The sequence below is a fragment of the Daejeonella sp. genome (genome assembly GCF_030695525.1).
Classification (GTDB): domain Bacteria; phylum Bacteroidota; class Bacteroidia; order Sphingobacteriales; family Sphingobacteriaceae; genus Daejeonella.
Genome location: NZ_JAUYSS010000071.1, coordinates 23,331 through 49,355 on the forward strand (window position 1 = coordinate 23,331; position 26,025 = coordinate 49,355).

At 39.7% G+C, this 26,025-nt stretch carries 27 protein-coding genes; 13 read left to right on the plus strand and 14 right to left on the minus strand.

Annotated elements, in window-relative coordinates:
- The first annotated feature begins 2 nt into the window (after nucleotides 1–2).
- The 6 genes from yajC to Q8S11_RS16880 all read left to right on the plus strand — a co-directional run bounded on the left by yajC (nucleotide 3) and on the right by Q8S11_RS16880 (nucleotide 3,534).
- On the plus strand, nucleotides 3–293 hold the full coding sequence (yajC, locus tag Q8S11_RS16855; protein WP_305663294.1) for a preprotein translocase subunit YajC: 291 nt from the start codon (nucleotides 3–5) through the stop codon (nucleotides 291–293).
- 78 nt (nucleotides 294–371) lie between these two features.
- Nucleotides 372–1,319, plus strand: coding sequence for a YbbR-like domain-containing protein (locus Q8S11_RS16860; protein ID WP_305663295.1), 948 nt, complete (start codon nucleotides 372–374; stop codon nucleotides 1,317–1,319).
- Nucleotides 1,316–1,912, plus strand: a complete 597-nt coding sequence (gene coaE, locus Q8S11_RS16865) for a dephospho-CoA kinase (RefSeq protein WP_371135197.1) — start codon at nucleotides 1,316–1,318, stop codon at nucleotides 1,910–1,912. The genes Q8S11_RS16860 and coaE overlap by 4 nt, the downstream gene beginning before the upstream one ends.
- 1 nt (nucleotide 1,913) lies before the next feature.
- Nucleotides 1,914–2,864 carry an MBL fold metallo-hydrolase gene (locus Q8S11_RS16870; protein ID WP_305663296.1) on the plus strand — a complete coding sequence of 317 codons (951 nt, stop codon included), beginning with the start codon at nucleotides 1,914–1,916 and terminating at the stop codon, nucleotides 2,862–2,864.
- Nucleotides 2,854–3,012: a DUF5522 domain-containing protein gene (locus Q8S11_RS16875; RefSeq protein WP_305663297.1), complete on the plus strand. Its 159-nt coding sequence runs from the start codon at nucleotides 2,854–2,856 to the stop codon at nucleotides 3,010–3,012. Before Q8S11_RS16870 ends, Q8S11_RS16875 begins: the two co-directional genes overlap by 11 nt.
- A gap of 72 nt (nucleotides 3,013–3,084) precedes the next feature.
- On the plus strand, nucleotides 3,085–3,534 hold the full coding sequence (locus Q8S11_RS16880; RefSeq protein WP_305663298.1) for a MarR family winged helix-turn-helix transcriptional regulator: 450 nt from the start codon (nucleotides 3,085–3,087) through the stop codon (nucleotides 3,532–3,534).
- 107 nt (nucleotides 3,535–3,641) lie between these two features.
- Here the strand turns inward: Q8S11_RS16880 and Q8S11_RS16885 are convergent, their stop codons facing one another.
- The 3 genes from Q8S11_RS16885 to Q8S11_RS16895 are packed head-to-tail and all read right to left on the minus strand — an operon-like array spanning nucleotide 3,642 to nucleotide 5,684.
- Nucleotides 3,642–4,355, minus strand: coding sequence for a ZIP family metal transporter (locus Q8S11_RS16885; RefSeq protein WP_305663299.1), 714 nt, complete (start codon nucleotides 4,353–4,355; stop codon nucleotides 3,642–3,644).
- A complete protein-coding gene (locus Q8S11_RS16890) occupies nucleotides 4,337–4,918 on the minus strand; it encodes a phosphatase PAP2 family protein (RefSeq protein WP_305663300.1) in 582 nt (193 codons plus the stop codon). The genes Q8S11_RS16885 and Q8S11_RS16890 overlap by 19 nt, the downstream gene beginning before the upstream one ends.
- Complete coding sequence (locus Q8S11_RS16895; RefSeq protein WP_371135198.1) at nucleotides 4,911–5,684, minus strand: class I SAM-dependent methyltransferase; 774 nt, start codon at nucleotides 5,682–5,684, stop codon at nucleotides 4,911–4,913. The genes Q8S11_RS16890 and Q8S11_RS16895 overlap by 8 nt, the downstream gene beginning before the upstream one ends.
- Before the next feature lie 60 nt (nucleotides 5,685–5,744).
- Here Q8S11_RS16895 and glmM point away from each other — a divergent pair, with 60 nt between their 5' ends.
- From glmM to Q8S11_RS16915, 4 genes are all read left to right on the plus strand, one after another.
- The gene (gene glmM / locus Q8S11_RS16900) at nucleotides 5,745–7,136 is read left to right on the plus strand and encodes a phosphoglucosamine mutase (protein WP_305663301.1); all 1,392 of its coding nucleotides are present in this window, start codon (nucleotides 5,745–5,747) and stop codon (nucleotides 7,134–7,136) included.
- 113 nt (nucleotides 7,137–7,249) lie between these two features.
- Entirely contained in the window at nucleotides 7,250–8,386 is a 1,137-nt protein-coding gene (locus Q8S11_RS16905) for a cysteine desulfurase family protein (RefSeq protein WP_305663302.1), read from the plus strand.
- 91 nt (nucleotides 8,387–8,477) lie between these two features.
- Nucleotides 8,478–8,660 carry a hypothetical protein gene (locus Q8S11_RS16910; protein ID WP_305663303.1) on the plus strand — a complete coding sequence of 61 codons (183 nt, stop codon included), beginning with the start codon at nucleotides 8,478–8,480 and terminating at the stop codon, nucleotides 8,658–8,660.
- Nucleotides 8,661–8,720: 60 nt separating this feature from the next.
- On the plus strand, nucleotides 8,721–9,617 hold the full coding sequence (locus Q8S11_RS16915; RefSeq protein WP_305663304.1) for an MBL fold metallo-hydrolase: 897 nt from the start codon (nucleotides 8,721–8,723) through the stop codon (nucleotides 9,615–9,617).
- A 411-nt stretch (nucleotides 9,618–10,028) separates the two neighbouring features.
- Here the strand turns inward: Q8S11_RS16915 and accD are convergent, their stop codons facing one another.
- Nucleotides 10,029–10,871 carry an acetyl-CoA carboxylase, carboxyltransferase subunit beta gene (gene accD / locus Q8S11_RS16920; RefSeq protein WP_305663305.1) on the minus strand — a complete coding sequence of 281 codons (843 nt, stop codon included), beginning with the start codon at nucleotides 10,869–10,871 and terminating at the stop codon, nucleotides 10,029–10,031.
- A 165-nt stretch (nucleotides 10,872–11,036) separates the two neighbouring features.
- On the opposite strand from accD, the gene fbaA reads away from it, so the two are divergent.
- The gene (fbaA, locus tag Q8S11_RS16925) at nucleotides 11,037–12,116 is read left to right on the plus strand and encodes a class II fructose-bisphosphate aldolase (protein ID WP_305663306.1); all 1,080 of its coding nucleotides are present in this window, start codon (nucleotides 11,037–11,039) and stop codon (nucleotides 12,114–12,116) included.
- 64 nt (nucleotides 12,117–12,180) lie between these two features.
- Nucleotides 12,181–12,609: a GNAT family N-acetyltransferase gene (locus tag Q8S11_RS16930; RefSeq protein ID WP_371135200.1), complete on the plus strand. Its 429-nt coding sequence runs from the start codon at nucleotides 12,181–12,183 to the stop codon at nucleotides 12,607–12,609.
- Between the two features lie 110 nt (nucleotides 12,610–12,719).
- On the opposite strand, the gene Q8S11_RS16935 is transcribed toward Q8S11_RS16930, so the two are convergent.
- The 8 genes from Q8S11_RS16935 to Q8S11_RS16970 all read right to left on the minus strand — a co-directional run bounded on the left by Q8S11_RS16935 (nucleotide 12,720) and on the right by Q8S11_RS16970 (nucleotide 21,269).
- Nucleotides 12,720–13,568, minus strand: a complete 849-nt coding sequence (locus Q8S11_RS16935; RefSeq protein ID WP_305663308.1) for a hydroxymethylglutaryl-CoA lyase — start codon at nucleotides 13,566–13,568, stop codon at nucleotides 12,720–12,722.
- Nucleotides 13,569–13,651: 83 nt separating this feature from the next.
- Entirely contained in the window at nucleotides 13,652–14,959 is a 1,308-nt protein-coding gene (locus tag Q8S11_RS16940) for an NAD(P)/FAD-dependent oxidoreductase (RefSeq protein WP_305663309.1), read from the minus strand.
- A gap of 36 nt (nucleotides 14,960–14,995) precedes the next feature.
- Entirely contained in the window at nucleotides 14,996–15,316 is a 321-nt protein-coding gene (locus tag Q8S11_RS16945; RefSeq protein WP_305663310.1) for a 2Fe-2S iron-sulfur cluster-binding protein, read from the minus strand.
- Nucleotide 15,317: 1 nt separating this feature from the next.
- Nucleotides 15,318–16,322 carry an NAD(P)/FAD-dependent oxidoreductase gene (locus Q8S11_RS16950; RefSeq protein WP_305663311.1) on the minus strand — a complete coding sequence of 335 codons (1,005 nt, stop codon included), beginning with the start codon at nucleotides 16,320–16,322 and terminating at the stop codon, nucleotides 15,318–15,320.
- Nucleotides 16,323–16,354: 32 nt separating this feature from the next.
- Nucleotides 16,355–16,807, minus strand: coding sequence for a MarR family winged helix-turn-helix transcriptional regulator (locus tag Q8S11_RS16955; RefSeq protein WP_305663312.1), 453 nt, complete (start codon nucleotides 16,805–16,807; stop codon nucleotides 16,355–16,357).
- Nucleotides 16,808–16,909: 102 nt separating this feature from the next.
- Nucleotides 16,910–19,864, minus strand: coding sequence for a protein translocase subunit SecDF (secDF, locus tag Q8S11_RS16960; protein ID WP_305663313.1), 2,955 nt, complete (start codon nucleotides 19,862–19,864; stop codon nucleotides 16,910–16,912).
- Nucleotides 19,865–19,979: 115 nt separating this feature from the next.
- Nucleotides 19,980–20,465, minus strand: coding sequence for a dihydrofolate reductase (locus Q8S11_RS16965; protein ID WP_305663314.1), 486 nt, complete (start codon nucleotides 20,463–20,465; stop codon nucleotides 19,980–19,982).
- Nucleotides 20,466–20,474: 9 nt separating this feature from the next.
- Nucleotides 20,475–21,269: a thymidylate synthase gene (locus tag Q8S11_RS16970; protein WP_305663315.1), complete on the minus strand. Its 795-nt coding sequence runs from the start codon at nucleotides 21,267–21,269 to the stop codon at nucleotides 20,475–20,477.
- Between the two features lie 203 nt (nucleotides 21,270–21,472).
- Between Q8S11_RS16970 and ispE the strand changes: the two genes are divergently transcribed.
- Nucleotides 21,473–22,303, plus strand: coding sequence for a 4-(cytidine 5'-diphospho)-2-C-methyl-D-erythritol kinase (ispE, locus tag Q8S11_RS16975; RefSeq protein WP_305663316.1), 831 nt, complete (start codon nucleotides 21,473–21,475; stop codon nucleotides 22,301–22,303).
- Between the two features lie 48 nt (nucleotides 22,304–22,351).
- On the opposite strand, the gene Q8S11_RS16980 is transcribed toward ispE, so the two are convergent.
- Both Q8S11_RS16980 and Q8S11_RS16985 read right to left on the minus strand, forming a co-directional pair.
- Complete coding sequence (locus tag Q8S11_RS16980; RefSeq protein ID WP_305663317.1) at nucleotides 22,352–24,454, minus strand: prolyl oligopeptidase family serine peptidase; 2,103 nt, start codon at nucleotides 24,452–24,454, stop codon at nucleotides 22,352–22,354.
- A 119-nt stretch (nucleotides 24,455–24,573) separates the two neighbouring features.
- Nucleotides 24,574–26,019, minus strand: coding sequence for a SusD/RagB family nutrient-binding outer membrane lipoprotein (locus Q8S11_RS16985; RefSeq protein ID WP_305663318.1), 1,446 nt, complete (start codon nucleotides 26,017–26,019; stop codon nucleotides 24,574–24,576).
- Between the last annotated feature and the right edge of the window lie 6 nt (nucleotides 26,020–26,025).

The window sequence follows — 26,025 nt, forward strand, 5'->3', positions numbered from 1 at the left end:
ATATGGACATGCAACAAATCGGCCAGTTTTTACCAATGCTACTTATAATTGTGGTGTTTTATTTTTTTATGATACGCCCGCAGATGAAGAAAGCAAAGGATCATAAAAAGTTTGTGGAAGAATTAAAAAAAGGGGATAAAGTGATCACAACCTCCGGGATACATGGTAAAATTGTTGACTTGAACGATACCACATTTCTAATCGAAGTGGAGAGCGGTACAAAGATTCGTTTTGAGAAATCTTCTGTTTCTCTGGAATCTTCAAAAGCCCTTAGTCAGTCCGCTGCTAAATAATTTTGTTAATTTAATATGAACGCCGCTCCATTGTTGAAGCGGCGTTTTTATTTGACTAAATTTGATTAATCATCTGATATGCCTTTAATTAAATTTACGAAAATCGAAAGACGCAGGATTTCCCTGTTTATCCTCTGCCTTTTAATGGCAGTTGGAGCATGGTTGTTTTTTGCACTTTCTAACAGGTATGTTTACAAGGTTGACACACTGGTTCGTTTTGTTGATCTTCCTGAAAACAGAGCCTTTCATCCACTTCAGTCAGATACCATCAGTCTCCAGGTTGAAGGGACGGGATGGCAATTATTGTTTTCTAAACTAAGGATCAATCCACAGTCTGTTGATATTAAATTGAAAGAACTACAAAGCCAGGCTTTTATTGAGCTTTCTAATCAGATTCAAATGATCAATAATCAGGTAGGTTCAACACAGAAAGTTGTTTATATTCATCCTGATACACTTTATTTTGATTTTTCTTCCAGCACCGTTAAGAAAATTCCTGTGATATTGAAACAGGATATTCAATTTAAAGCACAGTTTGGTATTGCTGACTCGGTTCAGATTAATCCCCAATTTATTACCATTACAGGGCCTGTAAAAGAACTTGCGAACATAAATAGCTGGGAAACAGAACAACTCAGTTTGAAGGGAGTAAGTGAAAGCTTAAATATGAAAATTAAATTGAAGCGGCCAGATAAGGCAAATATTACGATACATCCAGGCATTGTTGATCTCGGTATAAATATTGATGAATTTACTGAGAAGGTAATTGAAATACCTGTTAAGATTTTGAACAATAAAGAGTTTAGGAATGTAAAACTATTACCCGATAAAGTAAGTGTTACTATTCTTAGTCCTTTGGGTAAATATCAGGAAACAGACAAAAGTGATTTTGAAATGCTAGTTGACCTGAACAACTGGAAGCTTAAAGGATATACCCAGTTACCGGTTAGAATTATACGTATTCCGGAGTTTTCCCAACTCGTAAAAATTGAACCTCAAACCTTGGATTTTATCATTCAAAAATGATGCTGAAAATTGGTATAACAGGGGGAATAGGAAGTGGTAAAACAACAGTTTGTAAAGTATTTGAGCTGTTGAATGTTCCTGTATTTTACGCTGATGATGTCGCCAAGTCCATAATGCACACCGACCAGGCATTAAAATCCGGTATTCTTGATGCATTTGGAGCGAATTCTTATACCAGCAAAGGGGAATTGAACAGAACTTATATTTCATCCATAGTTTTTAATGATAAGCTTGAATTAGAGAAATTGAATGCTCTGGTACATCCGGCGGTTTTCAGAGCCTTTGATACCTGGGTATCAGGTCATAAGAATGCGCCATATGTGATTAAGGAAGCAGCTTTGTTATATGAAAGTGATGCCTATAAAATGTGTAATCAGTCGATACTTGTAATCTCACCTATTGAAACCAGAATAAGCAGGGTGAAAGCCAGAGACGGGATTAGTTCTGAAGATATTCAATTGAGAATGGACCGGCAGTTTAGTGATGAACAGAAAATGAAGTATGCGGATCATATTCTGAATAATGATGAAAAGCAATTATTGATACCCCAAATTATTGAATTGCATCAGCAGTTTTTGAAGATTGAATCCTGATATGATTATTGCCGATTTTTTGGCCATTAACGAGCGTGGTTTGTATTGTCGCTATGGGGACTTTTACCTGGATCCCAAAGAGGCTTCTAAGCATGCTGTTATTTCACATGCACATGGCGATCATGCTGTTAGAGGCAACGACTATGTATATTGCACCCCTGCAACTGCTGCGATTATGCAGCACAGGTATCAAAAGAGTGCCGGTAACAATATCCGGACTTTTAATTGGTCTGAATCATTTAATTTAAATGGAGTATCAATCAGCTTCATTCCAGCCGGGCATATTCTGGGTTCAGCCCAGGTACTTATGGAGTATAAAGGCATGAAATATTTATATACAGGCGATTATAAATTACAGTATGATGCTACCTGTGAGAAAATAGAGTTTTTCAAAGCAGATGTTTTGATTACCGAATCTACTTTTGCGGATCCTGCTGTTCAACATCCTCCGGCAGTTGATGAAATCAAAAAACTGAATTTATTCAATCATAATGTTTTACTTGGAGCCTATTCATTGGGTAAAGCACAAAGGCTTATTAGTCTGATTTCTGATCATTGTCCGCAGCGTCAGGTGCTGGTACACCATTCTATTTTTGGATTGAATAAGATCTACGAGCAATTTGGCTTTTACCCGGGTAAATATGAGCTTTATACCCGTAAGCCAATGAAGAAACCAGATCAGAATATAGTTTATATTGTGCCTCCACTAACATTTAATAGCTATATCAGGGCAAAGAATGTGGTCAGGGCATTCGCATCTGGATGGATGAATTTGCAGGTAAACAACGATTTAAAAATTTTGATTTCAGATCATGTAGACTGGAATGATATTCTTAGCATGATCCAGCAAGTTGAGCCTACTGAGATTTGGACACTTCATGGTAATGGGAAATATTTGAAATCTTATTTCAAGGATCAGTTAACTGTAAAATTGCTTAATCATGCTGATTGAAAATGTAGACTATTACATCAACGAAGAGGGTAATCTCGTGTTTACAGAAAAGTACCATTTAAAAAGAGGATATTGCTGTAAGAATAAGTGTTTGAATTGCCCCTGGAAATATGGGCAGGATATAAAAATAAAGGGTAAGGTTAAATAATTTGTTATTAATTTTGAACACCTTTTTGGTCTTAACACTCACTGTAAGCCAGCCAATGTAATAAGCGTCAAAATGGAAATAGAAAAGGAAATTTACAACAAGAAATTTGAGGATAATCATCAGAAAGTGGTTGTAAACCTGATATATACTTACGGATGCATAACCAATTTACTCAGATTAAAGCTCAATAAACACAGTATTACGCTCCAGCAATACAATATTTTGAGAATTTTAAGAGGCCAGTACCCAAATCCGGCAACAATTAACATTCTGAAAGAACGTATGCTCGATAAAATGTCTGATGCCTCCAGAATTGTTGAGCGTCTGGTACAGAAGGACCTTGTTAAACGATGTGTCAGCAATAAGGACCGAAGAGCAGTGGACATCCTGATTAGTCAGAAAGGTTTGGATATCCTGCAAAAACTTGATAGTGAAGTCTCTTTGAAGGATTTGCTTTCCAAAAATCTGAGTGATGAGGAGGCCAATACTTTAAGTGGACTGCTGGATAAGATGAGGGGGTAGGGTTTAGTTGAGAGTTGAGAGTTGAGAGTTGAACCTTCAATATAACATATTTTACACAAAAATGTAAATTCCTGCTTTCGGCTTTAAGCTTACTGCTTTAAGCTTAATCAGTGTAAATAAAACCCAATCAGGGCAATACCAATTCCAAACAGCACGGCAACCATCTTCTTCAGGTTAAATTTATGATCCACGCTCGATTCAAATAAAATGGTAGTTGAAATATGTAGAAATATACCAATAACAACTCCCATAATGCGATCAAAGTATGCATCTATATTGCCTATTGATCCTCTTCCAATCTCAAAGCTAAGCCAATAGCCCATCGGACTCATCGCAGCAAATAGAATAAGTAATCCTACTATTTTTGTTTTACTTAACTTATTCTGCATCAGTACACTACCCAATGCGAATGCAGCCGGTATATGGTGAAGCGCAATTCCAAAAACAAGCTCATTATGCTGTTTCTGAGCTAAAGGCATCCCTTCCAGAAAGGCATGTAAACATAAACTTGCCATAATCCCAATCGGAAAAACATATTGTTGATGATGGTGTTTATGGATATGTCCATGTTCTATTCCCTCAGAAAATTGCTCCATCACAATCTGAAGCAGAAAGCCTCCCAGGATGTATAAACCAATCTCAGGGTTTCCGGAATGATAAACATCCGGCATAAGGTGTAAAATTGTGATTGCAAACAGATAGGCGCCACTAAAAGACAATACCAGTTTCAAACGGTTGGTGTTATCCGTCTTTAGAAGAAAGATCCCCAGTCCACCCAGCATGGAACTGCTGAACAGCAAAATTAATTCCCAGGTCCCCATTCTTTAAATGATTTATTCACCAGCAATATGGTATACATTATATATGCGATCATAGAACCCAGAATTGCTCCTCCCAGGATGTCAAGAGGAAAATGGACACCGACATAGATTTGGGCAAAGCTTACAGAGATGGCCCAGAATAAGCCTACAGGTAGAATTAACTTCCATTTATAATAGAAAACGAGGATAAGAAATACAGCAAGTCCAAAGTGGTTAGCCGCATGAGATGAGGGGAAGCTGTACCCGGTTCCACAGGCAATGAGATTTCTGACATCTTTTTTAATCTCAGGGTCATTACAGGGCCTTAAGCGTCCAACTGAGGGCTTTATTACGGAGGATGAAATATAATCTGTAAGTCCAAAGCATAAGAATGCAAATAACAGAATATACCAGCCTTTTTTACGATAGTTTCTGACTAAAAAAATTACAATGAACAAATATAGGGGAGTCCAGAAGAAGCGGTTTCTCAAAGCCGGCATCAGCCAGTCGAAGAAGGAATTACTCAGCCCCTGATTGATGCCAAAGAATAAATTCTGATCAAACTGGATAATCTGTTCAAGCATTGTCTTTCTGGCAAATAAATATCAGACGGTCTGATTTGAATTCGTTGTAGGGATTTAAAGAATAATCTCCGTAATGATTTAATATTTTAAAGCCACTTTTTTCGAACATATGTACAAAGTTGGCCAGAGTAAATGCCTTTACTTCTTCTTTAAATGAATAATCTTTATTCTTATGTTCAAAGGAAATGCTTTTTATTATCTTGCCATCAGCTATTTTTTTGCTGATATAAAAATCAATTCCATCTACATGTTTCACTTCCTGATTAGTAAGATGATGCAAGATCTTATAGCTGTTCAAATAGTCGAGTACCAGAATACCCCCTTTTTTTAATGATTTTCTGAAAGTTTTTAAGGCATTAATATGATCTTTTTCTGCTTCAAAGTATCCGAAACTGGTAAAAAGGTTGAACGCAATATCAAAGTAATTGATGTAAAACGGATACCGCATATCATGCACATAAAACTGAAGTTTCTCATTTTCAAACTGCTGGGCAAACTTTATATTGGATACCGACAAGTCAATTCCAGTCACATTATATCCTTTTTTGTTGAGATATACTGAGTGTCTTCCCCTTCCGCAAGCAATATCAAGTAAATTGGAGTTTGCGGTTGGTTTAAGGTAGGCACATAGATTATCTATAAAAAATTCAGCCTCTTCATCATTGCGCTGATGGTACAGAATATGATAATAAGGAGAATTAAACCAGTTTTGAAACCACTTCTTTGGCATATGCAGATCACAGGATATGGAGGCAAATATATACATTTACTGTTTTACAGTTATGAATTGGATGTAATTGTTATTTTTGCTCAATAATTTTTTAAAGTGGCTTTAATAAAATCAATCTCCGGAATCAGGGGTACAATAGGTGGATTGGCAGGAAATGGTTTGACACCAACTGACATCGTGAAATTTACTTCAGCTTATGGCCGTTGGGTCAAAGCCAGTACAGGCAAGAATAAGGTAGTTATTGGCAGAGACGCCAGAATCTCGGGCGAAATGGTCCGTAATCTGGTGGTTGGTACTCTGCAAAGCATAGGAATTGACGTGGTCGATCTGGGCCTGTCAACCACACCAACGGTTGAAGTAGCGGTGCCCGATGAAAATGCGGGAGGTGGTATCATTCTGACTGCCAGTCATAATCCAAAGCAATGGAATGCCCTGAAGCTTTTGAATGAAAAAGGAGAATTTATTTCTGATCAGGAGGGCCAATTAGTTTTATCAATGGCAGAGGAGAGTGATTTTGAATTTGCGGATGTTGGTGCATTGGGTAAGGTTACTTATGACGACAGCTATTTACAAAAGCATATAGATAAGGTACTGGAATTGTCTCTGGTAGATGCAGAAGCTGTTCGAAATGCCAATTTTAAAATAGCAATTGACTGTGTAAATTCTTCAGGTGGGATATTTGTACCCGCACTTCTAAAAGCGCTGGGTGTAAAGACCATTTTTGAACTTTACTGTGAACCTGATGGTGAGTTTCCCCACAATCCTGAACCATTACCTGAAAATCTGATTGATCTTTCACGTCTGGTAGTGGCCAAAAAGGCCGACCTTGGTATTGCTGTGGATCCTGATGTTGATAGATTATGTTTCGTATGTGAGGATGGATCAATGTTTGGAGAGGAATATACGCTGGTTGCGGTTGCAGATTATGTTCTCAAACATACCCCCGGGAATACGGTTTCCAATTTATCCTCAACCCGTGCTTTAAGGGATGTTACTGAATCTGCAGGCGGAACTTATCATGCTGCTGCTGTAGGTGAAGTAAATGTGGTCAACAAAATGAAAGAAACCCAGGCAATTATTGGAGGAGAGGGAAATGGAGGGGTGATCTATCCTGAATCTCACTATGGCCGGGATGCCCTGGTCGGGATTGCTTTATTTTTGACTCATCTTGCAAAAAGCAGGCAACCTGTTTCGGTGCTGCGAGCTTCTTATCCTGCATATTATATTTCAAAAAATAAAATCACACTTACCCCGGAAATGGATATCGATTCCCTATTAAGAGATGTTGAAAAGAGATACAAGAAGCAGCCCCACAGCACTATTGATGGATTAAAAATAGAATTTGATAAACAATGGGTACATCTACGAAAATCGAATACTGAACCTATAATCAGAATTTATTCAGAGAGTAGTTCCGAAACAGGTGCTGAATACCTCGCCCAGAAAATCATATCAGATATAAAAGAAATTTTGCGTTTAACTGAATAGTCTGTCCATTAAAAAAAGTCATTAATCTGTTGAATACTACAAACATTAATGTTTTACATCTGCTTTTACCGAGGTTGCTGTAATTAATTTAATCTGTTGAATAATTTATTAAAATGCGTGTATATCTGGATAATGCCGCCACTACCCCTTTAGACAAAGAGGTACTGAATACGATTTATGAGGTAATGGAAAGTCACTATGGCAATCCTTCTTCCATTCACGCTCATGGGCGCGAAGTACGTACTTTGATCGAAAAGGCTAGAAAAAGTATTGCAAGCCTTCTGCATGCCTCACCATCCGAATTTTTCTTTACTTCAGGTGGTACAGAAGCAGATAACATGGCGATTCGTTGCGGTATTATCGATCATGGTATCAAACATGCCATTAGCAGTACTATTGAGCACCATGCTGTTTTGCATACCCTTCAAGCACTTGAAAATAGTGGTTTGATCAGGTTGAGTTATGTTGATACAGATGAAAAGGGAATTATTAATTACCAGCATCTTGAAGAGCTTCTGAACTCAAATGAACGCAGTTTTGTTTCCCTGATGCATGCTAATAATGAATTGGGAACATTGACTGATATTGAACTGGTAGGGGAATTATGTGAAAAGTATAATGCAATCTTTCATTGTGATACCGTACAGAGCATGGGACACTATCCACATGATCTTAGCAAGCTGAAGGTTCATTTTCTAGTTTGTGCAGCGCACAAACTTCATGGACCAAAAGGAGTAGGCTTCTTATATATTAACCACAAGATTAAAATCAATCCGATGATTTTTGGAGGTTCTCAGGAGAGAAACATGAGGGGTGGAACAGAGAATGTATATGGTATAGCAGGTTTATCAAAAGCACTTGAAATTGCCTATAAAGACATGAATGAGCATCAGGAATATATTCAGGGACTTAAATCCTATATGATGCAGGAATTAATAAAAAATATACCCGGAATTGGGTTTAATGGGGAAACAGATCCTGAAAAAAGTCTTTATACAGTATTGAATGTTTCTTTTCCGGAAATGGAGATGGCTGATATGCTGCTCTTTAGCCTGGATATATCGGGAATTTCCGCTTCGGGTGGAAGTGCCTGCAGTTCGGGCACCAATATAGGCTCACACGTTCTGAACGGAATTCATGCCAATCCAAACCGACCTGCGGTACGCTTTTCTTTTAGTAAATACAATACCAGGGAAGAGATAGATTATGTAGTCTTGAAGCTAAAAGAGCTTTGCCATGTTGAGGTTTAATCTTGAACACTGAGTCTAAACATCGTATCAATTTGCTTTTATTATCGATTTTTCGTAAATTGATTAAATACTTTAGAAAAAGGAGGAAATCATGGCTAAAAAACATGTTCCCAAACATTCTGTTAAAGGTATTCCTAAAGATGAGCAGACAAAGCCATCACATGAAAAGCATTTCACTACAGGCTTGGTACGGGGATACAGTTTCAGTCAGCATTCCCATGGGCGTGTCAATCATCATTCCATCGGATTCAATCATGAACCCGGAACGATGTAAGTTTTAAATCCCGCAGCCGCGGGATTTTTTTATATTTAGGATTATTTAATTTGATTGTTGATGCAACGCAGAATTTTTTTACAAGGTACTGGTCTCTCATTGGCTATGTTGGCCATTGCGAATAATAAAACTCTGGCTAATTTTTTAAGGCAGCCTGCCTATAAATTTACCCCTTTAAGAAATGATGTGGGGATATTTACTGAGCAGGGAGGTACTATAGCTTGGTTATCAAATCATTCGGGAATGGCAGTAGTCGATACACAATTTGTTGATCCGGCAACTCATCTGATAGCAGAACTAAAGAAAATTTCGTCAAAACCATTGAATTATGTGATCAATACCCATCATCACGGAGATCATACGGGTGGAAATCTTGCCTTTAAGGGATTGGCTGAGAAGGTAGTTGGACATATTAACTGTCTTGCGAACCATAGGAAAACGGCCGCAACTCAGAAATCTGAAGACAAGCAATTATTTGCTGATACTGTATTTCAGGATAATTGGAAAGTTAAACTTGGTTCTGAACGTATTCAGGCGCATTATTTTGGTGCAGGACATACCAATGGGGATATAATTGTGCATTTTGAGCATGCAAACATTGCTCATATGGGAGATCTGATGTTCAATAAAAGATTTCCTTTTGTTGACAGAGCTGGGGGTGCAAACATTCAAAGCTGGGTGAATGTACTGGATAAAACCATTGCTAAATTCGATAAAGATACCTTATTTGTTTTCGGCCATTCTGCAGATCCTGCAAAAGTTACAGGTGGCAAAGAGGAAATTAGAGCTATGCAGAACTACCTTGAAAAGCTGCTTCTTTTTGTGAAAAATGAGATTAAAGCTGGAAAATCTAAAGATGATATATTAAAAGCCCAAACAATTCCCGGTGCAGAAGATTTTCAGGGACAAGGAATTCAAAGAAGTTTGACTGCGGCTTATGAAGAATTAAGTTCTTAGCGTTATTTGACTCATTAATTGAAGGATTAAGTTTCAATAATTTCACCCTTTCATTGTCACGGGTAAACTCTAATTTTATTTTAGCCTCTTAGTAATCCAATGTATTAATCAAAGTATTTATGAGATGACACCAGTACGGTTGCTCAATAGGCTCCAGCTTTCGTCAACGGGTATGTTCGTTTTCGGGCTTAAGCCCATAGACTACAATATTTGGAAGTGCTGTAATATTAAAAATTCGGGTTAGAAAATGGTAAATGTGGATAATATATCGGTATTTCGGTGCTAAAGCACCAGTATTTGTTCCGTTCTGTTCGTTTAGGTTTTGGGCTGAAGCCCGGAATGAAAACCGGATCTTTATCCGGAGCTAAAGCACCGGGCTATTCAGCGATAAGGCTATACCAATAGGCCTCTTTACGCCAGCATTTTCAAAAATGATCCCAGTTTCGCTTTCATTTGCCTTCTGTCAACAATAAAGTCCAAAAAACCATGCTCCAGTACAAATTCTGATGTTTGGAAGCCTTTGGGAAGATCTTTTTTTATGGTTTCTTTGATTACTCTGGGACCTGCAAAGCCTATTAAAGCGCCAGGCTCCGAGATATTAATGTCGCCCAGCATCGCATAAGAAGCGGTAACTCCGCCTGTTGTCGGATCTGTAAGCAATGAAATATAGGGAATTTTTGCCTGGCTCAACAGTGCTAATTTCGCGGAAGTTTTGGCCATTTGCATCAGTGAAAATGCAGCCTCCATCATCCTTGCACCACCCGATTTTGAGATCATCATGAATGGAATCTTATGCTTGATGCTGAAATCAATAGAACGGGCGATTTTTTCACCAACAACAGAACCCATCGATCCCCCAATAAAATTAAAATCCATACAGGCAATGACCAGACCCTGCCCTGCTAATTTACCCGTGGCAGAGCGTATGGCATCGTTTAATCCTGTTTTAGCATAGCTTTCTTCCAGTCTGTCGGTATACTTTTTAGTATCGGTAAAATTCAGGGGATCAGCTGATCGTATATTGGGAAATAATTCAGTGAATTCATTATTGTCGAATAGAATTTCAAAATATTCTTTTGAACCTATGCGCAAATGGTAGGCACAGTATTGGCAAACGTATTTATTTTCTACCTGTTCTGCGTAATGCAGAGGTTTTTTACATGAAGGACATTTATTCCATAACCCGTCGGGTGTCTCTTTTTTTTCCTCTGTGGAAGTTATAATCCCCTTTTTTTCTCTCTTAAACCAGGCCATTTCGGATGTGTGTATAGCCTACAAAGAAACAAAAATTTTAAGAAAGCAATGCCCATCATAATAATAGAATTAAACTTATCATTCATGGTATAGAATTATTAAGCTTATTGCTTGATTTTGAGCCTATTTTTCATAATTTCGATCATCGTACATAAAATTAAAATCATGAATTTAAAAGAATTTAAGGGTGTTTTGCATGGGGATGCGGTTCAGGAATTATTTGAAGTGGCCAAAAAACATCAATTTGCCCTGCCAGCAGTAAATGTAATTGGTACAAATTCGATCAATGCAGTAATGGAGACAGCTAAGTCTGTCAATTCTCCGGTAATAATTCAGCTTTCAAATGGTGGGGCACAGTTCTACGCCGGGAAGTCACTGAAAAATGATAATTTAAATGCATGTATACTTGGGGGAGTATCAGCGGCACAACATATACATCTTCTCGCTGAACATTACGGAGTGGCCGTGATTTTACACACAGACCACGCTGCTAAGAAACTATTACCCTGGATTGATGGACTATTGGATCATGGGGAACGTTTTTTTGCTCAAACTGGTAAACCACTATATTCCTCACATATGCTCGACCTGTCGGAAGAGCCGATTGAAGAGAATATTGAGATCAGTAAAAAGTATTTAAGCCGTATGAAAGGCCTGGGGATGACGCTTGAAATTGAACTCGGGGTAACCGGCGGAGAAGAGGATGGTGTGGATAACAGTGATGTTGACAGTTCTAAATTATATACTCAGCCTTCTGAAGTTGCTTATGCTTATAAAGAACTAAGTACTGTCAGTGAGAAATTTACTGTTGCTGCAGCTTTTGGAAATGTCCATGGTGTTTATAAGCCTGGCAATGTGAAATTACAACCGGTTATTCTGAAGAACTCCCAGGATTTTGTTCGTTCTGAGTTTAATATCAGCACAGAGAAACCTGTAAATTTTGTATTCCATGGCGGCTCAGGATCTTCACAGGAAGAAATTCGGGAAGCGATATCCTATGGAGCTATTAAAATGAATATTGATACCGATATGCAATGGGCATTCTGGGAAGGTATAAAAGATTATTACCAATCAAAAGAAGCTTACCTCCAAAGTCAGATAGGCAATCCGGATGGGGAGGACTCGCCTAATAAAAAATATTATGATCCGCGTGTCTGGCTTCGAAAAGGGGAGGAAAATTTTGTTAAAAGGCTGACTCAGGCCTTTGATGATCTTAATTGTATAAACGTCAACGATAGACTATAAACTAATTTAAAGGGCTTTTCTGTTGAGAAAGGCCCTTTAAATTAGTATAAATTATTTCATGGAAATGGAAGATCAGATAATAGTTGAACGGGTTAGTAACGAGACAGACCTTCAGCAGGTGTTTGCCATCCGGAGAAAAGTATTCGTTGATGAACAAAATTGCCCTCCTGAGCTTGAATGGGAGTTCGAAGAAGAGTCTGTTCATTTTCTGGGCAAGTTCAATGGTGTTCCTGCAGGAGCTTCCCGCTGGCGTAAAACCCTAAATGGATACAAGCTTGAACGTTTTGCCGTGTTGAAAGAATTCAGGGAAAAAGGAATGGGGCAGGCACTGGTGGCTAAGGTTTTAAATGACCTTCCTAAGGATGCTGAGTATGTTTATCTGCACGCACAACTTGACGCAATGCCATTATATGCTAAATTCGGGTTTGAAAAGGCCGGTGAACAATTTGAAGAGGCTGGGATTCAGCATTTTAAAATGATCCTTCAAGCTTAAAGCAGAAAGCTTAAAGCTTAAAGCAGAAAGGTTAAAGCTGAAATAGGAAACCGTTATCAACTGTCAACCCGAGTGCTATCGGTTCTCCATTCTCCACTCTCCACTTTCATTTAATAAAATACCTTCTTAGAATAGGTAATTGCTTCTTCCCATTTTTCAAGATTCAGCCCATGATTTTCCCCTTTTGCTTCCAGAAACGAAATGAGGCTCTCGGTTGCAATATTTCCGGTGAGATTGTCGGATGCCATAGGGCAGCCTCCGTAGCCTCCGAGCGAGCTGTCAAATCGTCTGCAGCCACTTTCCCAGGCTGCCTCTACTTTTTCATACCAGGTTGAAGGAGTACTGTGAAGGTGTATCCCAAATTCGATTTTTGGGAAGCTGGACACCAGGTGTGGATATAGGTAATTAATCTTTTCAGGGCTCGAAACCCCTGTTGTATCAGCAAGTGATATAATACCGGCACCTCTTTCTGCCAATTCTTGAGCCCAATGTGCTACAATATCATTACTCCAGGGGTCGCCATAGGGATTTCCAAAGCCCATCGAAAGATAGATAACCGCTTGTTTATTAGATTTTTCACAGTGATTAAGTAATTTTTCAACGATTAGTAAGGATGTTTCAATTCCGGAGTTTGTATTTCTCTGCTGAAATGTTTCGGAAACTGAAAAAGGAAATCCCAAGTATGTAATTTGCGGATGTTTAATGGCCTCTTCAACCCCTCTCAGATTGGCGACAATTGCTAAAAGCTTTGTTTTTCCCTTACTGAGATCCAGTTTATTTAATACTTCGCTGGTGTCTATCAATTGAGGGATGGCCTTTTCTGAAACAAAACTCCCAAAATCGATGGTATCGAATCCAACCTCTAAAAGCAGATTGATAAATTCGGCCTTAATTTCGGTGGGAATAAAATCATGGATTCCCTGCATTGCGTCACGCGGACATTCGATCAGTTTTGTCATTGAAGCCTTATCTTATTCCAAAATTTAATATAAAACGTTCTAATATCACAATCCTGTCCTTCCGGACCCCGATCCGGAAGGATTCACTTGGAATAAGTATCCTCCGTCATCGATTCTCTGTTGAATCTCCTGATTATTAGCCTTGTTCCACGGTCGTAGCTGAAATAACTCCAGACCCAGTTCACAAAGGTGACAACTTTATTTCGAAATCCAACCAGCGACATCAGGTGTACAAACATCCAGACAAACCATGCAAAAATTCCCTGAAAGCGGATTTTTCCTATATCAACTACCGCAAGGTTACGGCCAACAGTGGCCATAGAACCCTTGTCAAAGTATTTAAATGGCTCGGGTTCTTCATTATTAATGAAATGGATGATATTTTTTGCCAGTTGAGTGCCCTGTTGTATCGCAACGGGAGCTACTCCAGGTAAGCCATTAGGATTCTCCTGACTAATGCAGGCGGCAACATCACCGATCGCAAAGATATATTCTTCTGCCATTACACGGTTAAATTCATCTACCAGGATCCGGTTTCCCCGGGTTATTGATTCTGATTTCAAGCCTTCAAGAGTTGCACCTTTTACTCCTGCCGACCAAAGGACATTTTTAGTGTCAATCGCCTGTCCGTTAGAAAGCTTAATGACTTTTCCATCATAACTTTCAACCCTCAGATCTGTAAATACCTCAACCCCTAATGTCTGCAGAAACTCTTTTGCTTTTTGGGATGCCTGACTTGACATTGAGCCTAATAATTCAGGCGAGCCTTCAATCAGATAGACTTTGATGTCATCAACCCGCAATTCCGGGTAATCGGTTGGAAGTACGTGCTTCTTTAATTCCGCCAGAGAACCTGAAAGTTCGACTCCTGTAGGACCACCCCCTACGACTACAAATTGTAAGAGAGCACTCTTTTTTACCGGATCAGATTCAATTAATGCTTCTTCAAGATTCTGAAGAATCATACTTCTTAGGTTTAAAGCTTCCGGGATCGATTTCATAGGCATTGAAAAATGTTCAATTTCCTTCTGACCAAAGTAATTCGTTTCAGAACCGGTGGCAATAATCAGGAAATCATATTCAATTTCGCCAATTGATGTATGGACGATCTTTTTTTCAGGCTCAATGCGCTCAACCTCGGTTACCCTGAACGTGAAATTTTTCTGATTTTTAAATATTCTTCGTAAAGGGAATGCAATCGAATCAGCCTCAAGACCTCCAGTGGCTACCTGATATAGGAGGGGCTGAAAAGTATGATAATTATGCCTGTCGAGCATAATAATTTCAACTTCTTTGTCTTTTAAACGTTTAGCTATTTCAATTCCCCCAAATCCACCGCCTATAATAATTACTCTGGGAAATGCAGTTGATTTATTCATAGGTTTTTCCATAGCAGTGTCTTTTTTGTTTTATTTATTTTGATAGCCTTAAAGTTCGTCTCCTCTGATTCGAAAAATCATGCCATTAAGATTCTCGGTAATTCTGATCTGGCAGGCAAGTCTGCTGTCAAATCCCGCATCAGGTAAGGTATCCAGCATGTCCATTTCTTCATTTCCGGCATTCGGAAGATCTTCCAGGCCTTTGAGAACCTGCACATGACAGGTTGCACACAAAGCCATTCCGCCACAGGTTGCAAGGATGTTATAATCTGATGCCTTCAAAACTTCCATTAAACTAAGGCTTATTTCTTCCGGTACCTCTACATCCTGACGATCCCCGTTTCTGTCTTCAATTGTAATATTGATCATTTTAGAATGCGTTCACGCCGTATACTGTCGTGTATTTAAAACTTAATTTCTGGTCTGGATAAACATATTTGAAGGCACTTTGCACCATTAATGCTGCTTCATGAAAGCCGCACAGAATAAGCTTAAGTTTTCCGGGATAGATGTTTATATCTCCAATAGCATAAATGCGTTCTACATTGGTAGAATAGTCAAATGTATCTACCAGTATTGCAGATTTGTCAATATTCAGTCCCCAGCCGGCTATTGGACCCAGTTTCGGGCTTAATCCAAATAAAGGGATCAAATAATCTGTTTGAACTGTTCTGGTAACCTGATCACGTCCAACAAAGGATACTTCTTTCAGGCTGCCATTACCGCCAACACTCAAGAGGTTTGACTGCAGGATCAGATCGATTTTGCCTTTACTGGCCAGTTCATGAACTTTTTCAGCTGAATCGGGAGCACCCCTAAAAGTGTCGCCACGGTGGATCAGGGTTACCCTTTCGGCGATATCAGCCAAAAATATGGTCCAGTCCAGAGCAGAGTCACCTCCGCCAGCCAAAACAACTCTTTTGTCCCTGAAGTTTTCAGGTTTTTTAACCATGTACTCTACACCTTTGCCTTCGAAGTCAAGTAAGCCCTGAATTTCAGGTTTGCGTGGCTCGAAACAACCTAAACCTCCGGCAATAACCACTACCTTGCAATGTACTTTTGTGCCATCATTGGTTCCGACTATAAAAGAACCATCTTCCTGCTTTTCAAGAGACTCCACACGCTCTCCAAGCGTAAATCCGGGATCAAAGGGGGCAATTTGTTCCATGAGGCGCTCAACCAGTTCCTGGGCTTTTATTTCAGGATATCCGGGTATATCATAGATTGGCTTTTGCGGATAAATTTCTGATAACTGACCGCCGATCTGTGGAAGGGTGTCAATCAAATGGCATCTCATTTTAAGTAATCCTGCTTCAAATACGGCAAATAGTCCTACCGGGCCGGCTCCGATTATGCAAATGTCTGTTGAAATCATTGTATTTGTATTGTGATATTGTTTGTCTATAATTAGGGTAAAAGTTTCTCCTGTTCGTCCAGATTTGTGTAGATCGTATCCAGTATCCTCTTCAGATTCTTATAATCTTCTTCTGTCAGATTCTGCCATGCTTTCATTCTTATCTCAGCCATATTCGGCCCCCATTCAGCAACCCGCTGTTTCCCTAGTTCGGTTAGATGTATGGTAAAGCATCGCCTGTCGTTCGGCTGGATCTTTCTTTCTGTCAGGCCCTTCTTGCATAAGAGATCGATAATACGGGTTAAGGTGGGATGATCTTTTCCTGTTATCTCAGCTAACTGGCTCTGATTCATATCGTTATTGCTGTTCAGGTTTTTTATGATTAACCATTGATCAACAGTGATGTCGTAGTTCGAAGCATTAAAGCGACGCTGGGCATATTGTTTTACTTTCCGTGCCGTTCGATCGAGCAGATAGGAATAGGTGCTGAATAATTCTGTTGCCATGCTTATTGTTCGTATGACAAATATCTGAATAATTTTATTATAAAACAAAAAAAGCATCCGCCAGGGGCGGATGCTTAAAAAATATTTCTTTAAAGGGGAATATTAGGCTTTTGTTTTATCCTTTTCCTTAATGAATTCCACAACGAATGGTGTTGCAACAAACAGTGAAGAATATGTTCCGAAGATCACACCAATTAACATTGCAAAAGAGAATCCTCGCAATATTTCACCACCAAAGATGAAGATGATCAATAATACCGCGATAGTACAAATACCCGTGATCACGGTACGGCTTAATGTGCTGTTCAGTGCATTGTTAATTACAGATGGAAGGTCCTCGTTTTTGGAGTGATGCTGCGCGATATATTCCCTTACACGGTCAAATACAACTACTGTATCATTAATGGAATAGCCCATCACAGTTAATATCGCCGCTATAAATGCCTGGTCGATGTCTAATGAGAAAGGTAACCAGCCATTAAATATGGTGAAGATCGCAAGCAATACCAATACATCGTGTACGAGTGCCAGAATCGCCGCAAAGCCAAATGCCATTCTTTTGAATCGCGCCAATATATATAGGAAAATAACCAGAATAGAAAATATAGTAGCGTAGATAGCTGAAGTTTTAATGTCTTCGGCTATTGTAGGCGTAACTTTCTGTGAATCCATTATTTCATATACCGGATTAACCTTTGTTAAGCCGGATGCCAGTTTTGCACTAACCTGATCATTTGCTTCATCCGAATTGTCATTGATAAGGTAAGCTGTAGTGATTTTAACCTGATTGGATGAACCAAAGGTTTTTACTTCAACTGCTGTTCCGAATTCATCAACTAAAATTGATCGTACATTTTCAACTTCCACCGGTTTTTCGAATGCGACAAAATAAGCCCTTCCACCCTGAAAATCTACTCCCAGGCTGAAACCCTGAGTAAAGGCAGAGATGATTCCGGCCACAATTATCGCAGATGAAAGGATATAGAACCGTTTTCTGCCAGTGATGAAGTCAAACTTCGAATCTTTAAATAAGTTTTGTGTTGCTTTGATAGAGAAGCTGATCGGCTTTTTTCTATCAAGCAGCCACTCAAATACTAATCTTGAAATGAATATTGCTGCAAAAAGGGAAGTGATAATACCAATCATCAGCGTAGTAGCAAAACCTACAATTGGACCCTGTCCGAAAATATACAAAATTACCCCTGTTAAGAAGGTGGTAATATTGGAGTCAAGGATGGAAGGCATTGCTTTCTTAAATCCTTCTGTAATTGCTAACCTTGAAGATTTTCCGGATGCCAACTCTTCCCTGATTCTTTCATAGATAAGTACGTTGGCATCAACTGACATACCAAGGGACAGAACTATACCTGCGATACCTGGTAAGGTTAATACAGCACCCAAAGAAGCAAGTACACCCATTAAGAAGAATAAGTTTACTAATAAGGCAATGTTTGCCACTAATCCGGCAGTACTATAATACATCGCCATGAACAGGAGGATAAAGATTACCCCAGCAATTGTAGAAATTAAACCCGATGAAATTGAAGCTGCTCCTAATGAAGGACCAACAACATAATCACTTACAATTTTTGCAGGTGCAGGTAATCGTCCGGCTTTCAAAACGTTTGCAAGATCCTGAGTATCTTCAACTTTAAAATTTCCGCTTATCGATGAAACTCCGCCCGGTATTTCTCCCTGAACCGTAGGAGCAGAGTAGACCAGATTGTCAAGTACAATAGCGACACTTTTTTTATTGTTTGGATCAGCTGATGCTGCAGCAGTTATAGTACGCCAAGCACGTGCACCGTCAGCATTCATAACCATTACAACCTCCGGATTGCCTTTCTGATCGTAATCCGAACGTGCGTCAGAGATCACGTCTCCCTCCAGGGCAGGCCCCCCGCCTAAATTGCTGGTTTTAAGAGCATAAAGCTCAAAAACCTTGCTATCTTCTGACATTGGCTTAACGCCCCAGTATAATCTGATGTTTTGTGGAATAATCGCTCTGACAGCCGTTGAAGAAAGATATGAATTTACTTTTGCTGTATCTTTTAATGCCGCAAATCCAACGACCGGCCCCGGACGTAAATTAACCTGACCGTCCTGTCCCTGAAATGTAGCCGGAATTAATAGGGCAAATAATGGATTCTGTTTTGCCTGTTCAGCTTGTACTTTACTCAAGGCAGCCGCACTGTCAACAGCAGAACTGTCTTTTTTGCCTAGTGCTGCAAGTTTACTTTTGCTGGTATCCTGAGCAACTTTTGCATCCGTTGTGTCAGTTAATTTAATGGTTGATGCAAGAATACTGTTCACATTTTGAAGTAAACTAAAGATTTCTGTATTCTCGTAGGTCTCCCAAAACTCAAGTTTGGCTGAACCCTGGAGTAATTTACGCACACGATCAGGATCAGTTACTCCTGGCAATTCAATCAGGATGCGATTGGTTCCCTGCTGTTTTTGAATGTTAGGAGAGGTTACGCCAAATTTATCAATACGGGTACGAAGAATATTGAATGATAAATCGATCGCACCATCAGCAGATTTTCTCAGGAAGTTTAAAACATCCTGATTGCTGGCATCAATCTTCAGGTTTGCTGAATTTTCTTTGGTTGCAAATATTGGGGATAGATTACTATTAGGACTAATTTTTTCAAACTCTCTTCCAAAAACGCCAATAAAATCACTTTCACCTGTTGCCATAGCCGCCTCAGCATTTCTGATCGCTGCATTGAAATTGGCATCAGTACTATTATTTGCAAGGTTACGTACCATATCACTCAAAGAGATCTCCATGGTTACGTTCATACCGCCCTTAAGGTCAAGCCCAAGAGGAATTTCACGTTCTTTTGCGTACTGATAGGTGATATAACCCAGGCTGTTAAACACTGGCAATGAGGCTACCGAATCAAGATAAACTTTCTCTTTTAACGCATCACCTTTTGCAAATTCCTGAGCATCTTTTTCAACTTTATTCGCTATCCACGTAAACGAGAGGGAATACAAGCACGCTAATGTTAAAGCTATTGCTGCGAATTTTACTAATCCTTTACCTTGCATTTTATTTTAATTGTCTATTAATGTTGATTTAAGCCTATTTTGGTTAAGACGCCAAAGCTAACTAAATTTTTGTTTTTTGGAATAATTCTTTAACACAGAAAATTACAGACGAAATTCAGGCTTTTTTGTATTTGATAAAACTATAAGAATATAAGTTCTTTTCATCAGGTTCATGATGAATTTTTTCTTTCTCTTTCCAACCAGCCATATTTATTTCAGGAAAAAATACATCAGCATCAAAATCCTCATGAATGATTGTCAGGTAAATTACATCAGAAACAGGAAGTGCCTGTTCAAATATTTGTGCCCCGCCAATAACAAATACATCTTTTTCGTCCTTACATAATTCAATGGCATTATTCAATGAACTGCATATTTCAACTCCAGGTATTTTAAGCCCGGATTGCCTGCTTATTACAATATTTCTTCTGTTGGGCAGGGCTTTCCCGATAGAATCAAAGGTTTTTCTTCCCATAATTATCGGATGGCCTGTAGTGATCGTCTTAAAATGCTTAAGATCTGCCGGCAGATGCCATGGAAGGAGATTGTTTTTGCCAATTCCATTCTTTTCGTCAATGGCAACAATCAGATTAATATTCATATGCTTAGATTAGATAGCTACAGCTCCCTTTATATGGGGATGCGGGTCATAGTTCTCCAGACTGAAGTCTTCAAACTTAAATTCAAAAATATCCTTAATCTCCGGATTTAGTTTCATTATTGGAAGTGCTTTACACTCCCGGCTTAATTGTAGTCTGGTTTGCTCCAGATGGTTGTTGTAAAGATGTGCATCTCCAAAGGTGTGAACAAAATCCCCTGCCTGCAAACCGCAAACCTGTGCAACCATCATGGTTAGGAGCGCATATGAAGCAATATTAAATGGCACACCCAAGAATATATCGGCACTTCGCTGATAAAGCTGGCAGCTTAATTTACCATCTGCAACATAAAATTGAAAAAAACTATGACAGGGTGGAAGCGCCATATTCTCAATTTCTGCAACATTCCATGCTGATACAATCAGGCGTCTTGAATCAGGATTGCTGCGAATCTGTTTGATGACCTGTGTGATCTGATCAATATGCCCACCATCCGGAGTAGGCCATGAACGCCATTGGGAACCGTATACCGGTCCGAGTTCGCCATTCTCATCGGCCCATTCATCCCAAATACTAACCCCATTCTCCTTTAAGTATTTGATATTGGTTTCACCTCTCAAAAACCAGATCAGCTCATGAATAATAGACCTCAGGTGCACTTTCTTGGTGGTCACAAGCGGAAACCCTTTCTGAAGATTGAAACGCATCTGATAGCCAAATACACTGATCGTACCGGTTCCTGTGCGGTCGTGTTTTTGGGTGCCGTTTTGCAGGACATGCTGCATCAACTCGTGATATTGTTTCATAATCGGGATATCTGTTGCCTGTTATCTGTTACCTGTTACGAGTTATCTGTTGCCAGGAGTTATCAAGTTTAGTACTTATAACTTAATACTTACAACTTATAACTTAATTCTTACAACTTAATACTTACAACTCAAGTGCAAATAAAATAAATGTAATTTTGGCATCCTAAAATTGTTCATAAATATATCAGTATGTTCACAATATGATTCTTTTTCCGAATGCCAAGATCAATATAGGTTTAAATATTGTCAGTAAGCGTACTGATGGATACCATAATCTGGAATCGATATTTTATCCTCTTGCCATCAGGGATGCCATTGAAGTAATTGAATGGGATAAGCTACAGTTTAGTTCATCAGGAATAGAAATCCCAGGAAATGCTGATGATAATCTTTGCATGAAGGCCTATCACTTACTGAAAAAAGATATTCCAGAGCTGCCACCGGTCAATATACATTTACACAAACATATTCCAATTGGTGCCGGATTGGGAGGAGGGTCTGCCGACGCTTCATTTTTCATCAGGTTAATGAATCAGAAATTCAGCTTAGGCATGGAAAATTGCCGAATGGAGCAGTATGCCACACAAATTGGTTCTGATTGTGCATTTTTTATTCAAAACAAGCCTGTATATGCGACAGAAAAGGGTGATCATCTGAGTACTTTCGATCTGGATCTAAGTAGTTATTTCATCGTTTTGGTGATGCCTGATGTACAGGTGTCAACCGCAGAAGCTTATCAGGGTGTTCGTGCTGCTCCGGTTAATACTCCCTTAACTGAGTTAATTAAACTTCCAATTGAGGATTGGAAATTACACATCAAAAACGACTTTGAACCTTCAGTTTTTTCAAAGTATCCCGTGATTGCCGCAATAAAGGCTACATTGTATGATGCCGGAGCCCTTTATGCTTCTATGAGCGGTAGCGGTTCATCAGTTTACGGGATTTTTAAGGAAGCACTCAATTTGACGCAACTTGAGAAGGAAAACAAGGTTTTCTATTTACAAAATGGAAAATTGAGAGTGGAGAGTTGAGAATGAAGCTATTCCCATAATTCTCCACTTTCCATTCTCCACTCTCAACTATTTCATCAGTTTCCTCCTCAAAAATTCAGCAGTAACCTCACTAACCTTTAGTGCATTGGTAAATTTCATCCAATGATGGGTATCATCCGGAATTGCAAGGTATTCAAATGCGAATTTTTTGTCTTCAAATCGTCGGGCTAAATCCACGCTCTGGCTAAAGGAAACATTCCGGTCATCATCTGCATGGATAATAAGGGTAGGGGATGTCCAGGTATCCAGATAACTCACAGGCGAAGATTTAATCATCGCCTGTTCTGCTAATCCGGCATCCGGAGCAAGCGCTCTGGAGCTTGAATTTGCACTGCTAAAACGATTATTTACCCCATGGATATCAACCCCTGCAGCAAATAGCCTTGAATCCTTTCCTAATGCCAATGCAACCAGGAAGCCTCCATAGGAACCTCCATAGATTCCAATCCTTTCAGGGTCGATACCTGGCTGTGCAGCAAGCCATTCTCCTGCTGCTTTAACATCCTGATATTCTGAGGCGCCCAAAGCACCTGCGTTTAAAGCTTTCTGGAATTTGAAACCATAACCAATACCCAATCTATAATTGACCGATAGAACTGTAAATCCTAAGCTCGTGAGATACTGGTTCAGTGCGTAGTCTATCGAATAATAATCCATAAAATGCCAACCAAGAAGCATTTGCCTTTGTGGTCCGCCGTGGACATAAACAATGGCTGCTCTCTTATCTGAAGAAGCATTCTTGGGTTCAAATAATTGACCGTAAACAGTTTGACCATCAGGTGCCTTAAATGTAATATGCTTCGGACTTACCAGTTGTTTTTGTGGGAAATCTTCCGGTATCAGGTCCTCACAGAGAACTTTTCGAGATTTGCCATCAGTATTCATCACTGCTGGGAGAACAGGCCTTTGCGCCGTCGAACTTAAGTAGGCAATCGTATGCTGATCACCGGTAAAAACAGGATTTGATTCAATGCCGTTTCCCTGAGTCAGAATTTCAATTCCCGGCTGGTCTATACGGACTTTACCAATATGTCTGCGATCCAGATCGAATTTATCTTTTCCTGTGTTTGCTGCGAATACGAGCCAGTTACCATCAGGGCTTGGTTTAATATGTTCTACCATGTAATTCCCCTGACTTAACTGCAGTTCTTTGCCTCCCTTTGCCGGAATTGAATACAGATGAGGCCAGCCATCCTGGAATGAAACGAATGCGATCCGCCCAGATTTGGCCCAATTTAAATTTGTGCCGCCTTCTGTTGATGGAAATGATCCTTCGAGGGTTTCAGGAGCTTTCCATATCTGTTCTCCAGTACCAGAAGTGATATCTGCTGTCCAGATTGCCCAGGGCTGATGCTTTCTTGCGAAAATAGAATCGGGAGCTCCGCCAGTGCCCGGCGTTCTGATAAATGCCAGTTTTTGCCCGTCAGGTGACCATCTGGGTGATGCATCCCTTGAAAATGATGGGAATATCCAGTTGATTGGAGTCTCATCGTTTGTATAGATGCCAATGAACGAATGATCACCTCTGGAAGATACAAATGCTAATTTTGAACCATCCGGAGACCATCTTACCGAGCCATTAGAACCCCGGGCATAAAAGAGGGCTTTTGCAGGTGCAGAACCATTTATTGATGAAGACCAAACTTGTCCGCCTTTTATAAAGCTTACACGCTCACTGTTCGGTGAAATTTCCGGATAATCAGCTTCTGCCAGAACGATAGGCTGCCCCCCATCAAAGGGAATACTGATTACCTGTACCTTCGCACCAAGAGGATCAAAGGCGGCCTGTACGGGTATACTTGCTTCCCTTGAGCCATGGTCACCACCACGTACAAATACAATCCATTTCCCATCAGGAGAGATCGCCAGACTGCTGATCTCCTGACCATCATCCTTAGTATATGCTGTTAATTTCCTGGGGCTGAAATTCGGCCCATCAGCTACATAGATATTCCTCAAGCCTTTCTCATTCATTGCCCAGGCAATTTTAGACCCTCCCGAACTGCTTACAAGCTCAGAGGGAAAAGGATAGCTTAATATACTTTCAACAGAAAATGATTGGGCTGAAAGCCGAAGGCTAAGAAAAATTAAACTGAAGAAAAGGATATACAAAACGGAACGATTTTTCATAAAATATTGATTTTAGTTACAAATAGGACTGTTTGAAACAAAAATTAAGGGGGGAACAGTTTAAAAAGCATAAAAAAAGCCCTAACGATTTAGGGCTTTCTTATTTTATCTGTGATATATTATAAATCCCACCATAATTTAGTAGTTCTTGGTACACCAGCCGGAACATTAACACCATTTTTGCTTCTTTCTCCCAAAGGATAATCAAGTCTTCTTAAAAAGGTAGTCAACACTGCATTCTGCGGCATAGTGAAATCTTTATATTTAAAATCATTTCTGCGTACATCATTGAATGCCTCAGGATTCAGGTAGGTAGCGACATATTTTTCTTTAAAGATCAGCTCTTTTGTAAGATTAGCCGGGCCAACTGCAACAATTGGGCTTTCAAGATATTCATTACGCTCTGCTGCAGGTACCTGTAATTTATCCATATTAGCTCTGATCCCCGCCAGGTAGGCAGTATATGCTCTGGTCCGGTCGGATGTAAATGCAGCTTCAGCTTCTATGAACTTTAATTCGGCAAAAGTTACAATCAATAATGGGGCAGTATCACTGGTCCAGGGAGAGCTATTGGAAATATAGTTCTCATCTTTTACCGTATTGTTATGCGGTGGATTGATCCGGTTTCCTGCGCCATTCACTGTACCAATATAGGCAGGATAGGTCGGGTTTCCCGGAACAACCGTTACATCAGTAATTTTCTTGATCCTCGGATCGAACAAACCATAGGTTTTTCCGTTCAGGTGGTCAACAAACTGTTCTGATAGCCACCCTCCCAGACTTAACAAAGCGTTATTCCTGGAAACAGTTGCCCAGTTATTTCGCAAAACAAATGTAGCCATACCAGCATCATCGGCATTCGAAGTGTATGAACTTCCAACGGCCGATAGAACAGATGCCGCATTGAAGGTAGTAGTTTTGCTGGCTTTGATCAAAAGGCGGGCTTTGAGTGCATGAGCTGTTTTAAGCCATTTAGCCCGGTCACCGGCATGAATCAGGTCACTTGCAGCAGCTAACTTAATGGTCGCAGTAGTTTTAGCCAGTTCAGTAATCGCTTCGTCGATAAGTGACATGCTTGCAGCGTAAACTGCCTGGTCAGTATCATATTTCGGTGTAAAATTGCTTGGATTAAAAGCTTCGGAGAACGGTGCCGCTCCCCATAGATCATTGACCAGAATCAGGTTGTAAGCAAGTAAAACATTGGCAACACCAAGGTATTCACTTGAACTCTGGCTAACTGCAAGTTTCTTCATCTGATTAACATCAGCCATAGCGAAGTAGAGGTTATCCCACATGCTGGTATGATCAATGGTTTCATAGATATCGCTTGCAGCAGCAGCAGTAGGGTTGGCGGTATATTGTACATAGGCCGATGTATTGCTGGCAACCGTAAATGAATTTATTCCGGCCTTGCTCGTTGAGGTAGCCAGAAGAGCCGGGAGTGTGGCATTAGTCACCTGATTAGGGTTATTACTAAGCTCATCAAAATACTCCTTTCCGCAGCCATGTAAGGCTAATACGGAAGTGGCTAAGAGGATCAGGGTATATTTATTTAATTTATGCATTTTCAT